Genomic DNA, 13,762 nt, shown 5'->3' on the forward strand with positions numbered 1-13,762 from the left:
AATCGTTAGAAGGAAACGTTGAGGCCGGTGGTGAAAATGCGCGGCACCGGGTACTGGTAGTTGGTCACCTCCGGGTCGGGACCGGTGAACTCGCTGCTCTTGTGCAACAGGAAGTTCTGCCCCTGCACGTACACGCGCACCCCCTGCAGCTTGATGCGGCTCACCACGCCAGCCGGCAGCGAGTAGCCCAACTGGATGTTGCGCAGCTTCAGATAAGAAGCGTTTTCGATGAAATAGGTCGACGAACGGCCTTCGTTGTTGGAGTTGATGAGCGTAGCGGCCGGAATGGAGGAGCCCGTGTTGGTGGGCATCCAGGCATCGAGCAAGCGCGTGCCCCAGTTTTCGCCGGAGGCCAGCGAGGCAAAGTCCGTCCGGAATTTGGAGTTGTTGTAGGAGTACAGGCCCTGCACGCCCTGCAGGAAGATTTGCAGGTCGAAGCCTTTGTAGCCAGCGCCCAGGTTGAGGCCGTAGTTGAAGTTGGGCACGCCTTCTGAAATCCAGGTCTGGTCGAAGTTGTCGACCTTGCCGTCGCCGTTCAAATCCTTGTACCGGATGCGGCCGGGGGCGGCGCCCACCTGCGTGGGGGCCCCGCTCACCTCGGCAGCGGTCTGGAACAGGCCATCGGCCACGTAGCCGTAGGTGGCGTTGATGGAGTGGCCCAGCCGGGTCACGTCCTGGCCGTTGCCGCCATAGGCGTTAATAACTTCGGCGGGCAGGAAAGTGAGCTTGTTGCGGTAGGTCGAAACGTTGCCGGTCAGGTTGTAGGTCACGCCGTTGTCCAGCTTATTCTGGTAGCCGAGCAGGAACTCCCAACCCTTGTTCCGGATGGAGGCGCCGTTCACGAATTTGTCGCCGCCTTCCCCTATCACCGCCGCGTAGGGCAGGTTCACGAGGATGTCCTTGCTGTCCTTCACGAAGTAGTCGACCGAGCCGGTGAGCCGGTTGTCCAGCAAGCCAAAATCAGCGCCTATGTTGGTCTGGGTGGTGGTTTCCCACTTCAGGTTGGGGTTGGCGCGCTGCACGCGGCGGTAGCCCGAGGGCAGGGCCGTGTTGTTGCCGTAGATGTCGTAGGCCGTGCCGTGGTCGTAGTCGAAGTTGGGGTCGAGCGTACCCAGCAGCGACTGGTAGAGGCCGCGGGCGGCGAAGTTGGCAATGTCCTGGTTGCCGGTCTGGCCCCAGCCGGCGCGCAGCTTCAGGTCCGAGATGAAGGGCGCATTGTTCTTAAGGAAGCCTTCCTCACTCAGGCGCCAGCCCACCGAGAGGGCCGGGAACACGCCAAACTGGTTGTCCGCGCCAAAGCGCGAGGAACCGTCGCGGCGAATGGTGGCCGAGGCCAGGTACTTATCGGCAAACGAGTAATTGACCTTGGCGAAGTACGACGCCAACCGGTAGGCCGTGGCCGAGCCGCCGTTGTCCTTGTTGGCCGAGCCGGCATCCAGCACTACATAGTTCGGGTCCTCGCTGGCGAAGTTGGTACGCGAGGCATAGGTGCTTTCGGAATAGTAGCTGATGCGCTCGGTGCCCGCCAGCAGGTCCAGTTGGTGCTTGTCTCCGAAGTTGAGGTTGTAGTTCAGGGTGTTCTGCCACACCCAGTTGCCGCCGAAGCTCGCGTTGTTGGTCACCCGGTTGTCCTGGTTCGACAGGAAGCCGGCCTTAAACGTCTTGTACAGCTCAGTGTATTTGTACAGGCTGTAGTCGACGCCAAAGCTGGTGCGCAGGTGCAGCCCTTTCAGGAGTTCGGCATCGGCAAAGACATTGCCGAAAGCCCGGCCCGTGTTGGAGCGGTTTTGCTGGTTGTCCGTGAGCAGGCGCAGCGGGTTGTCGCGGTCGCTCATGCCGGCCACGGGGCCGCCCCAGCCCACGCCGTCCACGGTGTGCACCGGCACGATGGACGGCAGCTGGCTGCTGCGGTCGCGCACCAGGTTCAGGTCGTACTGCGCCTGCTGGCTCTTGGCCAGGGTGAGGTTTTCGCCCACCTTCAGCTTGCCGCCGAAGAAGTTGTAATCGGTGTTGAGGCGCGCCGTGAAGCGGTTCAGGCCGGTGTATTTCAGCGTGCCGTTGTTGTCGTAGTAGCTCACCGAAAACAGGGCGCTGCCTCGCTCGCCGCCGCTGCTCACACTCAGGTTGTAAGACTGAATGAGGGCGTCCTGCTGCGTCTGCTTAAACCAGTCGGTGTCGGCGGGCCGCATTGTCTTTTCCGCGTCGATGAACTCGGGCAGCACCACCTGGTCGAGCACCCGGCGGCCGCTGGCGTCGAGGTGCGACTGAAAGTTGTAATACGGCAGGCTGGGCGTGGCCCCGTCGTTGGCAGCGGCCTGGAAGTACACCTTGCCGTAGTCCAGCGTGTTGAGCATCTGGATGTGCGGCCCCGGCTTCTGCACCGTGAAGAAAGTGGAGAAGTTGACCTGTGTGGCGCCCTTCTTGGCCTTCTTCGTGGTGATGATAATCACGCCGTTGCCGGCCCGCGAGCCGTAGATGCTGGCCGCCGAAGCGTCCTTAAGCACCTGAATGCTCTCGATGTCGTTCTGGTTAATCTGGTTGATGCCCTCCTTGGTTGGGATGCCGTCTATCACGTACAGCGGGTCGTTGTTGCCCAGCGTGCCGAAGCCGCGAATACGCACTGTGGCTGCGCTGCCCGGTGCCCCATCGGTGGTGATGTTCACGCCGGGCACGCGGCCCTGCAGGTTGCGGGTCACGTCGTTGGAGGCCATGTCCTTCACCTCGTCCACTTTGATAACCGATACGGCCCCGGTCAGGTCGGCCTTGCGCTGGGTTTGGTAGCCGGTCACCACCACTTCGTCCAGGGCCTTGGCGTCGGTGGCCAGCTGCACGGCCACGGTGGCCTGGCTGCCTACCGCCACCTCCTGCGTCTTATAGCCCACGAAGGAGAGCACCAGCGTGGCGCCGTCGGGTACAGTCAGGGCGAAGCTGCCATCGGGCCCGGTGGAGGTGCCCAACGCGGTGCCCTTCACCAGTACCGTCACGCCGGGCAGGCCATCGCCCTTTTCATCAGTCACGCGGCCCGTGATGGGGCGGTCGGCCAGGGCGGTGCTGGCCAACGCGAGCGCCGGTGGGGCAGTTTCATAGGGGCTCGCGCCAGCCAGCAACGGCCCGGTGACGAGCAGCGTCGGCAGCAAAAGCTGGCGCGCCAGGAGTACACTCTTTCGCATGGAAATAGAAATGATAGGTGGGAAATACTCGTGTGGCAGCCGCGTGCCCGCCCCTCGGGTTAGCTCAATTTTCTGCGGGGCGCTCCCTACCAAAGCCACCCGGAAACGATTGGGGGTGGCGGCCAGCGCTAAGGCCGGAGGAGCGAGGGCAGGAAAAGCAGGAAGTGGGCACGGCAGCTTCATGGCCCAAAGGTGGCCGATAACCGAGAGCAGGCGTTAGCCCAATTCACCCAAATAGTATCACAATTCGCTCACCCACAGCAAACAGTTTTATAAACTGATAACCAATAGGTTATGGGCGTAAGTATTCCCTCGGCAACAGCATGGCTATCACTCCTGATACTTCCCTGTCAAAATTGATTCAGACGCTCGGGGTGGTGTGCAGCGCCCGGAACTCAGAGGGCGAAATGCGGTACTTGGCCTTGAAGCTGGCCGAGAAGTACGAGGGCGAGGCAAAGCCGAGCTGGTAGGCCACATCGGCAATATTGAGCTCGGGGTTGAGCAGCTGCTGCCGGGCTTTGGTCAGGCGGATGTCCTGAATAAAGTCGGTAACGCCCGTGCCCAGCAGGGCCTTGGTTTTGCGGTAGAGCTGCACCCGCGAGGTGCCCAGGCTGCGGGCTACGTCCTCCACGCTCAGTTTGGCGTTGCCCAGGTTAGCCTCCACAATGGCCGTGAGGTCGGACAGGAATTTCTGGTCCACGCGTTGCGGCGCTACGGTGGCCGTGTCCACCGACAGCTCGCGCCGGAAATGCTCCCGTTGCCGGTCGCGGTTGCTGAGCAGGGTGCGAAGGTTCTCGAGGAGGAAGGTGGGGTTGAACGGCTTGGTGAGGTATAGGTCGGCGCCGGCCTGCACGCCTTCTACCTGCTGCTCCGGCGCGCTGCGCGCCGTGAGCAGCACCACCGGAATGTGCGAGGTACGCCAGTCGCCCTTGAGCTGGGCCACCACCTCCAGGCCGGTTATTTCCGGCAGCATCACATCGCACACAATCAGGTCGGGAATGGTGTCGGCAGCCAGGCGCAAGCCGGTGGCCCCGTCGGTAGCCGTCTGCACCTGAAAGTGGGGCCGGAGCTTCTGGGCCAGAAAGGCATTGACTTCCACGTTGTCCTCAACAATGAGGACCAGGGCCTTGCTGTCTTTGCCGGCGCGGCCCGCTCCCGGGGCGGCATCGGTTTCCTGGGGCGTGAGTTCGGCTTCGGCCAGCGCGAGGGGCGGCGCGGGCGCTTCTGTGCTGCGCATATCGGCGGGCAGCTCCTGCGGCAGCGTAATGGTAAAGGTGCTGCCCTGGCCCGGCGTGCTCGTGAATGCCAGCTCGCCGCGGTGCAGGCGCACCAGCCCCATCGAGAGCGCCAGGCCCATTCCCGAACCCTTGGCCACTCCTTGCTGCCCTTGGTAAAACCACTCGAAGATGTGCGTGCGGTCTTGCTCGCTGATGCCGCTGCCCGTGTCTTCCACGCTGATGCGCACCCGGTGCTCAGCCGGCAGGGCCTGAATGCTCACGGTTATTTGCCCGCGCTCGGGCGTGAATTTCAGGGCATTGGACAGTAGGTTGAAAATGACCTTGTCGAGGATGTTTACATCAAACCATAGCCGGATAGTGGGCTCGGCCGGCAAAAACCGCAGGCTGATGCCGCGCTGCCGGGCCGGCTTCTCAAACACGTCCATTATGTCGCGCACGAAGGCCACCACATTGCCTTCGGTGGCGCGCACAGGCATTTTGCCCACGTCGATTTTGCGGAAGTCCATGAGCTGGTTCACCAGCTGCAGCAGGCGCTGGGTGTTGCGCCGCACCAGGCCCAGGTCGTGCCGCTGGGCCGCGGATAGGTCGGCGCCATTGGTGAGCAGCTCTTCTACCGGGCCCATGATGAGGGTGAGCGGGGTGCGCAGCTCGTGCGAGAAATTAGTGAAGAAGCGCAGCTTGGCTTCGGTTTCGACCCGCGCCTGCTCGGCCAGCGCCTGAATCTGGTTGCGCTGGGTCCGGATTTCCTCGTTTTGGCCCGCCAGCTTGCGCGTGATGCGGCGGTTTACCTGGAAGGCCCGCCACACCACCACGCCCAGCACCAGGGCGCCCAGCAGGGCCGCGGCCAGTACGTAGAGCACAATTTGCTGGTTGGTGTAGGTGGCCAGCTGGGCCTGAAGCACGCGCTGCTGCCGCTGAATGTCCTGCTGCTGGCTGGCCAGCTTCTCGGTTTGCATCTTCATCGTCAGCACGTTGGTCGAGTCGATGACCATGGTACTGAGAATGTTTTCCTTCTCGTAGGGCTGCTTTTGCAGAATCTTCATGGCGGTGCGAATGGCCTCTTCGCCGCCCGGCGGGTACAGCAGCGTAGCCGTGAGCACCTTGTCCTGCACCAGCTGGATGCCGCCCTGCGGCCCGGCCAGGCCATCCACGCCGATTATGCGAATGCGCCGGTCCAGTCCCAGCTGCTTACATACCTGGTAGGCGCCCAGCGCCATCCGGTCGTTGTGGGCAAAAATCAGGTTCACCTCGGGGTGGGCCCGCAGCACGGCCGGCAGCGCCCGTATCACCGACGGCCGCTTCCAGTCGCCCTGCACCTGCGCCACGAGGTGCATGCCCGGGTACGTGGCCAGGCCCTGCACGAACCCGCGGTGCCGGTCCACGGCCGGCGACGCGCCTGCGGCGCCCAGCACTTCCAGCACGTTGCCCTGCTGGTGGAGCAGGCTGCTGGCGTAGTTGCCGGCCGTTTGGCCCACTTCCAGGTTGTTGCCGCCCACGTAGGCCGTGTAGAGCTTGGAGGTGGTGCGGCGGTCCAGTATCACCACGGGAATGCCCCGGTTGAAGGCCTCCTCCACAATGGGCGTAATGGGCTCGGCCTGGTTGGCCGATACTATCAGCAGGTCAATGCCTTCGTTCAAAAACTCCTGGATGTGTCGTTGCTGCAGGGCGCTGTTGTCGTGCGCATCCTTCATCCGGAAATTGACCTGCGGATAGAAACTGAGCTCTTTTTTCATGCCCGCCAGCATGGCCTGCCGCCAGGCATCGCCGTTGGTGCACTGCGAGAAGCCCACGCGGTAGGGCTTCGGTGCCGGCGCGGTGCAGCTACCAGCCAGAAGTAGCAGCAGCAACCCGAGGACCTGGCCCAACCAAGTACGGGGCCGTGCAAGCATAACAGCCAGTGGTTTCATGCGGCGCAAGTAGAAGAGCAGCTTCCCAACATTATTGATAAACCATCTGGTTGGGCTGACTAAGGTAAGTGGGCGGGGTAGTATTCTTGGCTACCATGCCTTAGGGCCTAATGCCGTACCCGCCCCCAGCTCCCGGGCCCAGCCGATAAAAGCCGCCCATAGCTAAGCATAAGGGAAGGCATTCTGCGCGGCGTCTACCTTTGTAGCTCGCGGCATTGCACGACGGGCAGGGAATTGGTGTTCCGTAGGCTACTCGTGCAAGGGCAGGTGCCCCGCGTTTGCGTTTCTATGGCCGGCCTTTACCTCCACATTCCCTTTTGCAAGCAAGCCTGTCACTACTGTGACTTTCATTTCAGCACCTCGCTGGGCCTGAAAAGCCGGCTGGTCGATGCCGTGGTGCGCGAAATTGAGCTGCGCCGCGACTACCTCGGCCCCAATACTGCCCTCGAAACCATCTACTTCGGCGGTGGCACGCCGTCGCTGCTCACCGCGGCGGAGTTGAGCCAGATTTTCACAGCCATCCACCGCCACTTCGCGGTAATGCCAGGGGCTGAAATCACGCTCGAAGCCAACCCCGACGACCTGAGCGCCGCCAAGCTGCACGAGCTGCAGCAGGCCTCGGTGAACCGCCTGAGCATTGGGCTGCAGAGCTTCTACGAGCCGCACCTGCGCATGATGAACCGCGCTCACACCGCCGAAGAATCCACCACGGCCGTGCGGCGCGCGCAGGACGCAGGCTTCGAGAATATTTCCATCGACTTGATTTACGGCGTGCCCGCGCCCGGCCACCACATCTGGGAAACCGACCTGGCCAATGCGTTTGCCCTGGGCGTGCCCCACGTGTCGGCGTATGCGCTTACCATTGAGCCGGGCACGGCCTTCGGCCACCGCCTGCAGAAGGGCACGTTCAAGGCCGCGCCCGATGAATTTGTGGCCACTCAGTTTGAAATGCTGCTGGCGGCCATGCGCGCCCACGGCTACGAGCAGTACGAAATCAGCAATTTCTGCCAGCCCGGCCGCGAGTCGCGCCACAACGGCAACTACTGGCGCGGCGTGCCCTACCTGGGCCTGGGCCCCAGCGCCCACAGCTACGACGGCCACAACCGCCAATTTACTTTGGCCAACAACCCGCAGTATGTGGCCGCCGTGCTCGAGCGCGGCGAAGTGCCCGTGACCGTGGATACCCTCACCGCCACTGACCGCGCCAACGAGTACCTGCTCACCACGCTGCGCACGGCCCGGGGCTGCGACCTGGCCCACCTGCGTACCGCGCACGGCTTCGACCTGCTGGCCACCCGCGCCGACTACCTCGCCGAGCTGCAGGCCAACGGCTGGGCGCGCATCTCCGGCGAAGTCCTTACCTTGACCGACGCGGGCAAGCTCCTGGCCGACCACATCACGCTGGAGCTGTTCCAAACCCCTGCCGTAGCCGCATGAAACTTCTGAGCGACAGCATTGCCGACGAAGCCGACTTCTTCGTGGAGCAGATTCACATTGTGGCCATTGTATTCGACAACACCGACGACGTGACCGTGTGGGCCACCACGCTTTTCGACAGCGACACGCACTTTTTCCACCTTGCCCTGCCTTTCAAAGCCCTGGACACGCTCCTGAGCCTGGCCCACACCCGGGCCGACGACCTGCAGGAGGAAGTGGCCGAAGCCCTGGCGGCCGAAGAATGGCCGGCCCTGCTCGAGTACAGCTCCGATGAGAAGCCGCCCGTGCCGCTGCCCAGCGTGGCCCTGAAACTCTCGGTGACCTACCCCGCCACCGAAGACGACGAAACCGAAGGCGAAGAAGGCCCCGACGACCCCCAGCCCCACAACATCTTCTACCTCGAAGGTGTGTTCGTGCGAATTGATACCTAAGCCGGTCACGGTCGCTACTGCCCGTTGCATATGGCCCCATCGCCTCCGGTCTTTTACCTGATTCCTGGGCTGGGTGCCGATGAGCGGGTCTTGCAATTCCTGCACTTGCGGGGCGAGGTGCACCTCCTGCACTGGCTGGCCCCTGAAACCCCCGACGAATCCTTGCCGCACTACGCCGTCCGGTTCGCGGCGGCCGTGCCAGTGGAGCAGGCCTGCTGGTTAGTCGGCATTTCCTTTGGCGGCCTGCTGGCGCTGGAAGTGGCCAAGCTGCGCCCGCGGGCCCAAGTGGTACTGATATCCAGCCTGGCCAATACCCGGCAGCTGCCGCCGCTGCTCCGCCTGGCCCGGGCCACCCGGCTGTACCGAGTAGTGCCGCCGCAGCTGCTGAAGCTGGCGCCGCGCCTGGCCCAATGGTTTTTCGGGGCCAAAAATGGCAAAGAGTACACGCTGCTCCACCAAATTATCGACGATACGGACCCCGTTTTCGCCCAGTGGGCCATTGCCCAACTCCTGGGCTGGGACAGCACCGGCGTGGGCCGGGCCATCCGCATCCACGGCACCCACGACCGGCTGCTGCCTGCCGGCACTGCCCCCATTGATTACCCCATTGCCGGCGGCGGGCACTTTATGATAGTCAGTCACGCCGCGCAAATCAGCCGCATCCTCAACCATCTGGCCGCGGCCGAGGAGCCCCAAGTCAGCTAGCGCCAAGAGTGCCCCCGCTGTAACTTGCGCAGCGCGCCCGGCTTACGCTTACCCAAGCACGGCTAACGGTCATGCAGAGCACAGCGAAGAGTCTCTACCTCAGTCAGTAGTAATCAACTCGTCTGTCATGCAGAGCGCAGCGAAGCATCTTATCACCGCAGAACGAATCGTTGTGGCGTGATAAGATGCTTCGCTGCGCTCTGCATGACAAATGGCGCGAGCGAGATGCTTGAGATTCCTCAGCATGACAGCCGGCGCGCATGAATCCGTTCTTTTCCCCATCTCCTTTCCCACCACACCTTGTCCGGCATGCTTCCTACTTACCCTTATGCCGGCCGCACTTATTCCTTCGACCCTGACGCGCCCATAGATATTTCCCTGCCTCTGGCCCCCGGCAAGGACCAGGTAAACTGCTTCTGGGCCGAGGCCGTGCAATTCGACACCATTCGGGTGGGCAGCTTTGTGGGCAGCGTGGCGCAGGGGGGCAGCACCAACTACCAGCGCGTGCACGTGACGCCCCACGGCAACGGCACCCACACCGAGTGCTACGGCCACATCTCGCCCGACCCGGCCGTGACGCTCAACCAATGCCTGCGCCGCTTCTTGTTTGTGGCCCGGGTGGTGAGCGTGGCCCCGCGCCCGCAGCCCAACGGCGACCAGGTGGTGATGCTGGCCGATGTGCAAGCCGCCCTGGCCACCCAGCCAGACCGGTCCATGCCCGAAGCCCTGGTGCTGCGCACCCTGCCCAACGACCCCGCCAAGCGCCACCGCCAGTACTCCGGCACCAATCCCACCTACGTGGAGCCGGCGCTAGCCGAGTTTCTGGTGGAGCACGGCGTGCAGCATTTTCTGCTCGACCTGCCCAGCGTGGACCGCGAAGAAGACGCCGGGCAGCTCCTGGCCCACCATGCTTTCTGGCAATACCCCGCGCAACCCCGGTACGGCGCCACCATCACCGAGCTGATTTTTGTGCCCGACGACGTAGTCGACGGACTTTACCTGCTCAACATTCAAATCACCAGCCTTGAGCTGGATGCCAGCCCCAGCAAGCCGGTGCTCTACCACCTGAGCCTGCCATCACCTGCCTAGGCGAACTAGACCTTTGCCATTCTACCAGGCGCCGCGGCATCTACCGGCTGCTGAATGCCAGCCTGCCCTTGGGCATAGACTGGGCGCTTACTGCAGGGCAGTGCACACAATATATTGGGCCGTTCAACGATTGGGAAGTAATATGCTCACCCGCTTATATAGCTCTCTTTCCATTTAATGACCAATCTCTCTACTGCCTACCTGCCGGCTATTGCAGCGCTCCTGCTTCTGCCCGTGCTGGCCCACGCGCAAGCACCTACCGCACCCACCTCCGAAAAGCCAGTTGCCGCTACGGCCGCCGAGCCCGCGCCCCGCCGCCTCCTGCTGAAGGTGGGATTAGCACCCTCCCGCTTGATTCCTCAATACCGGTGGCACGGAACCAACTGGACGCTTGCCCCCTCCGTGGGGGCCGAGTACCAGCTCACTCCGCACCTGACGCTGTACGGCCAGGCCGAAGTTGACTTTGTACTTGTGCAGCGCAGGTACAGCAATTATGCCTTTGGTCTCTCCAGGGAGCGTATGGTGCATTCTGGCGCGGTGGGAATAGGTGGGCGCTACTATTACAACCAGGAGCGCCGCGCGCAACACAATCGGGCGCATGGTCCCTTTGTGGGCAACTACGTGGCCCTCGAGGCCGCCGCTGAGCTGGACCGCCGCGAGTTCGTGACGTACGACCCGTATTCCAGCTACTACCCCACCGTGTACTCCGTTGACTACCGCACACAGGTGATGCCCGTGCTTACGGCGCTATGGGGCCTGCAGCGGCGGCTGGGCCAGCATTTTTTGTACGATGCCAGCGCGGGCCTAGTGGTGCTTGCGCGTCCTGTCACCTACAATTACTACGGGCCAAGCTATTTCAAGATGCTGTATGGGTTCGAGACAAGCCTTGCCCTCAACCTGCGCGTTTACTTGGTACACTAGCCCGCGTGGTGGCCAGTGCCCAACGCGAAAAAGGCTGCCTCTTGCGGGGCAGCCTTTTCTGGTTTATCGGGGCAGCAATTAAGCCGGTACCGAGAATACTTCGCGGGGGATAACCGTTACGAAAGAACGGTCTTTGCGGCCTTTCTTGAACGATACTTCGCCGTCAACGAGGGCGAACAGCGTGTGGTCCTTGCCCATGCCTACGTTCTCGCCGGCGTGGTGCTTGGTGCCGCGCTGACGCACGATGATGTTGCCGGCTACGAGGGCCTGGCCTCCGAAGATTTTTACGCCGAGACGTTTGGAATGAGATTCGCGGCCGTTGTTGGACGAGCCGACACCTTTCTTGTGAGCCATGGTATTTAAGCTAATGCTACCGGCAGATGGCCCGTAGCGGCTGGTTTAAGATGGAATCAGTAGCGTGAGCAAAAGCTCAGACTAGCCGATGCTGTTAATCATTACTTTGGTAAACGACTGGCGGTGGCCGTTCATCTTCTGGTAGCCCTTGCGGCGCTTCTTTTTGAAGACGAGAACTTTGTCACCCTTCACGTGAGCGAGGATAGTGCCGGTTACGGCGATATCGAGGGTGGGCGCACCGATGGTGATGGTGCCGTTGTCATCGGTCAGCAGGGCGTTGCCCAGCGTTACGGTGTCACCGACGTTGCCGGCCAGTTTGTGAGCGTAAACGAATTTGTTGGCCTCAACCTTGGTCTGCTGGCCAGCTATGTTGACAATTGCGTACATCAGCTTTCGCGGGTTTTTCTGAAATGGGAAGGCAAAAGTACGGCTTTGCTTTTGCAAATCCAAACCTAAGTTCTTAATCATCATTGGATGGCCCGGGCCGTGGCGATGCAAAACCGCCCGTGGGCGGGTGAAGCCTTGATTACGGTCACGTTAAAAATATCGAGGGGTACGCAGAGACTACGTACGTACACCCCTACTTTTTGGGGACAAGCGCCCTTTTCCACAAGCCGAATGTGGAAAAGTGGATTAAAAGCGGCTGATTTTGAGTGTTTTTTAGGTGAAAATCCTACGGTTGAGCTGCGGAAAAAACGTAGCGGCCATCCGCCGGAAAAAGTCCGGGCTTAACGAAAAATTAGGGAATAAACAATCCTAAAACGGTGGCAATCGGCCTCGCGGTTGAGGCTATATTTGAACCTGGAAGGCGGGCTGCTTTTCTGAGCTGTCAGCCAAACATCTGCCCGTTGCCGGCAGTTGACTGCCCACCTTCCTCGACGAAACCTGCCACTAAGTCCCCCAAAGTTTATGGAGCCGCTACTCGCCGAAAACCCCAACCGCTTTGTCCTGTTCCCCATCCAGAATGATGAGGTGTGGCAGTACTACAAGAAGTCACAGGCCTCCTTCTGGACGGCCGAGGAAATTGACCTCTCGCAGGACCAAAAAGATTGGAACGGCCTGAACGACAACGAGCGGCACTTCATCAAGCACGTGCTGGCCTTCTTCGCCGCCTCCGACGGCATCGTGAACGAGAACCTGGCCGTGAACTTCATGCAGGAGGTGCAGATGCCCGAGGCGCGCTGCTTCTACGGCTTCCAGATTATGATGGAAAACATTCACAGCGAGACCTATTCGCTGCTGATTGATACCTACATCAAAGACCCCAAGGAGAAGGACTACCTCTTCAACGCCCTCGAGACCGTGCCCGCCGTGCAGAAGAAAGGCGAGTGGGCCCTGAAGTGGATTAACTCCGAAAACTTCGCCGAGCGCCTCATCGCCTTCGCCGCCGTGGAAGGCATCTTCTTCTCCGGCTCGTTCTGCTCCATTTTCTGGCTCAAGAAGCGCGGCCTGATGCCCGGCCTCACGTTCTCGAACGAGCTGATTTCGCGCGACGAGGGCCTGCACTGCGACTTTGCCTGCCTGCTCTACAGCTACCTCGTGAATAAGCTGCCCGAGGAGCGGGTACAGGCCATCATTGCCGATGCCGTGCGCATCGAGCAGGAATTTGTGACCGACGCCCTGCCAGTGAGCCTCATCGGCATGAACGCCAAAACGATGGCCCAGTACATCGAGTTTGTGGCCGACCGCCTGCTGGTGTCGTTGGGCTGCGCCAAAATCTACAACGCCACCAACCCCTTCGACTTCATGGAAATGATTTCAGTGCAGGGCAAAACCAACTTCTTCGAGAAGCGCGTGGCCGAGTACCAGAAAGCCGGCGTGATGAGCGAGCGCAACGACAACGTGTTCTCGCTGGACGAGGATTTCTAAGAATTATTGCTTTCGGAGGCCTGCCCCCGGCATCTGTCATGCAGAGCGGAGCGAAGCATCTTATCACGTTCGGATGACTCGTTCCGCGGCGATAAGATGCTTCGCTGCGCTCAGCATGACAGACGCGAGGTGACATAGGTATATTCTATGCCCTATTTCGTCTACACCACTACAAATCCGGCTAAGGCGGTGCTGTACATCGGTGTGATAAACAACTTGGCTCACCGTCTGGCTCAACACTACGATAACCGAGGCAAAGCGGAGACTTTCGCGGGCCGCTACTTTTGCCATCATCTGCTTTATGTTGAGCAATTTGCGGACATAGCAAATGCTATTGCGTGGGAGAAGGAGTTGAAAGGATGGAGCCGCGCTAAGAAAGAGGCGCTGATTGCGACAGGTAATCCAGAATGGGAATTCTTAGTGGAGTAGGCGCTGGATTAGCGAATTTTTTACTGCTGTAACCGGGCTTGCTAACCTGTCTGTCATAATCCGTCTGTCAAGCAGAGCGCAGCGAAGCATCTTCTCGCCGCGGAACGAGTCATCCGAACGTGATAAGATGCTTCGCTGCGCTCTGCATGACAGACGATTGGGTTAGTTGCGGACGTGATAAGATGCTTCCTTCGTCAGCATGACAGCCGATT

General features: G+C 61.1%; 11 protein-coding genes. 7 read left to right on the forward strand and 4 right to left on the reverse strand.

Features of this window, described 5'->3' with window-relative positions; translation table 11 throughout:
• Positions 1-5: 5 nt before the first annotated feature.
• Both LJ738_RS13805 and LJ738_RS13810 read right to left on the reverse strand, forming a co-directional pair.
• On the reverse strand, positions 6-3,170 hold the full coding sequence (locus LJ738_RS13805; protein ID WP_227787008.1) for a SusC/RagA family TonB-linked outer membrane protein: 3,165 nt from the start codon (positions 3,168-3,170) through the stop codon (positions 6-8).
• Positions 3,171-3,531: 361 nt separating this feature from the next.
• Positions 3,532-6,315 carry a substrate-binding domain-containing protein gene (locus LJ738_RS13810; RefSeq protein WP_227787009.1) on the reverse strand — a complete coding sequence of 928 codons (2,784 nt, stop codon included), beginning with the start codon at positions 6,313-6,315 and terminating at the stop codon, positions 3,532-3,534.
• 288 nt (positions 6,316-6,603) lie between these two features.
• Here LJ738_RS13810 and hemW point away from each other — a divergent pair, with 288 nt between their 5' ends.
• The 5 genes from hemW (at position 6,604) to LJ738_RS13835 (ending at position 10,898) form a co-directional block, all read left to right on the forward strand.
• Positions 6,604-7,752, forward strand: a complete 1,149-nt coding sequence (gene hemW / locus LJ738_RS13815; RefSeq protein WP_227787010.1) for a radical SAM family heme chaperone HemW — start codon at positions 6,604-6,606, stop codon at positions 7,750-7,752.
• Positions 7,749-8,183: a hypothetical protein gene (locus tag LJ738_RS13820; protein WP_227787011.1), complete on the forward strand. Its 435-nt coding sequence runs from the start codon at positions 7,749-7,751 to the stop codon at positions 8,181-8,183. Before hemW ends, LJ738_RS13820 begins: the two co-directional genes overlap by 4 nt.
• A gap of 30 nt (positions 8,184-8,213) precedes the next feature.
• Positions 8,214-8,888, forward strand: coding sequence for an alpha/beta hydrolase (locus tag LJ738_RS13825; protein ID WP_227787012.1), 675 nt, complete (start codon positions 8,214-8,216; stop codon positions 8,886-8,888).
• 309 nt (positions 8,889-9,197) lie between these two features.
• Positions 9,198-9,977, forward strand: coding sequence for a cyclase family protein (locus tag LJ738_RS13830; RefSeq protein WP_227787013.1), 780 nt, complete (start codon positions 9,198-9,200; stop codon positions 9,975-9,977).
• Positions 9,978-10,154: 177 nt separating this feature from the next.
• Entirely contained in the window at positions 10,155-10,898 is a 744-nt protein-coding gene (locus LJ738_RS13835; RefSeq protein ID WP_227787014.1) for a hypothetical protein, read from the forward strand.
• A gap of 78 nt (positions 10,899-10,976) precedes the next feature.
• On the opposite strand, the gene rpmA is transcribed toward LJ738_RS13835, so the two are convergent.
• Together rpmA and rplU are read right to left on the reverse strand one after the other, a co-directional pair.
• Complete coding sequence (rpmA, locus tag LJ738_RS13840) at positions 10,977-11,252, reverse strand: 50S ribosomal protein L27 (protein WP_227787015.1); 276 nt, start codon at positions 11,250-11,252, stop codon at positions 10,977-10,979.
• Positions 11,253-11,333: 81 nt separating this feature from the next.
• A complete protein-coding gene (gene rplU, locus LJ738_RS13845; protein ID WP_068198144.1) occupies positions 11,334-11,639 on the reverse strand; it encodes a 50S ribosomal protein L21 in 306 nt (101 codons plus the stop codon).
• Between the two features lie 522 nt (positions 11,640-12,161).
• Between rplU and LJ738_RS13850 the strand changes: the two genes are divergently transcribed.
• Together LJ738_RS13850 and LJ738_RS13855 are read left to right on the forward strand one after the other, a co-directional pair.
• Positions 12,162-13,121, forward strand: coding sequence for a ribonucleoside-diphosphate reductase small subunit (locus tag LJ738_RS13850; RefSeq protein WP_227787016.1), 960 nt, complete (start codon positions 12,162-12,164; stop codon positions 13,119-13,121).
• Between the two features lie 147 nt (positions 13,122-13,268).
• Positions 13,269-13,550, forward strand: a complete 282-nt coding sequence (locus LJ738_RS13855; RefSeq protein WP_227787017.1) for a GIY-YIG nuclease family protein — start codon at positions 13,269-13,271, stop codon at positions 13,548-13,550.
• The last annotated feature ends 212 nt before the right edge of the window (positions 13,551-13,762 follow it).

Source organism: Hymenobacter plasmatis (assembly GCF_020711255.1).
GTDB lineage: Bacteria > Bacteroidota > Bacteroidia > Cytophagales > Hymenobacteraceae > Hymenobacter.

Bases quoted from the DNA above. Each gene is read 5' to 3' on its own strand.
- LJ738_RS13805 (WP_227787008.1), bottom strand. From the start codon at position 3,170: ATGCGAAAGAGTGTACTCCTGGCGCGCCAGCTTTTGCTGCCGACGCTG.
- LJ738_RS13810 (WP_227787009.1), bottom strand. From the start codon at position 6,315: ATGAAACCACTGGCTGTTATGCTTGCACGGCCCCGTACTTGGTTGGGC.
- hemW (WP_227787010.1), top strand. From the start codon at position 6,604: ATGGCCGGCCTTTACCTCCACATTCCCTTTTGCAAGCAAGCCTGTCAC.
- LJ738_RS13820 (WP_227787011.1), top strand. From the start codon at position 7,749: ATGAAACTTCTGAGCGACAGCATTGCCGACGAAGCCGACTTCTTCGTG.
- LJ738_RS13825 (WP_227787012.1), top strand. From the start codon at position 8,214: ATGGCCCCATCGCCTCCGGTCTTTTACCTGATTCCTGGGCTGGGTGCC.
- LJ738_RS13830 (WP_227787013.1), top strand. From the start codon at position 9,198: ATGCTTCCTACTTACCCTTATGCCGGCCGCACTTATTCCTTCGACCCT.
- LJ738_RS13835 (WP_227787014.1), top strand. From the start codon at position 10,155: ATGACCAATCTCTCTACTGCCTACCTGCCGGCTATTGCAGCGCTCCTG.
- rpmA (WP_227787015.1), bottom strand. From the start codon at position 11,252: ATGGCTCACAAGAAAGGTGTCGGCTCGTCCAACAACGGCCGCGAATCT.
- rplU (WP_068198144.1), bottom strand. From the start codon at position 11,639: ATGTACGCAATTGTCAACATAGCTGGCCAGCAGACCAAGGTTGAGGCC.
- LJ738_RS13850 (WP_227787016.1), top strand. From the start codon at position 12,162: ATGGAGCCGCTACTCGCCGAAAACCCCAACCGCTTTGTCCTGTTCCCC.
- LJ738_RS13855 (WP_227787017.1), top strand. From the start codon at position 13,269: ATGCCCTATTTCGTCTACACCACTACAAATCCGGCTAAGGCGGTGCTG.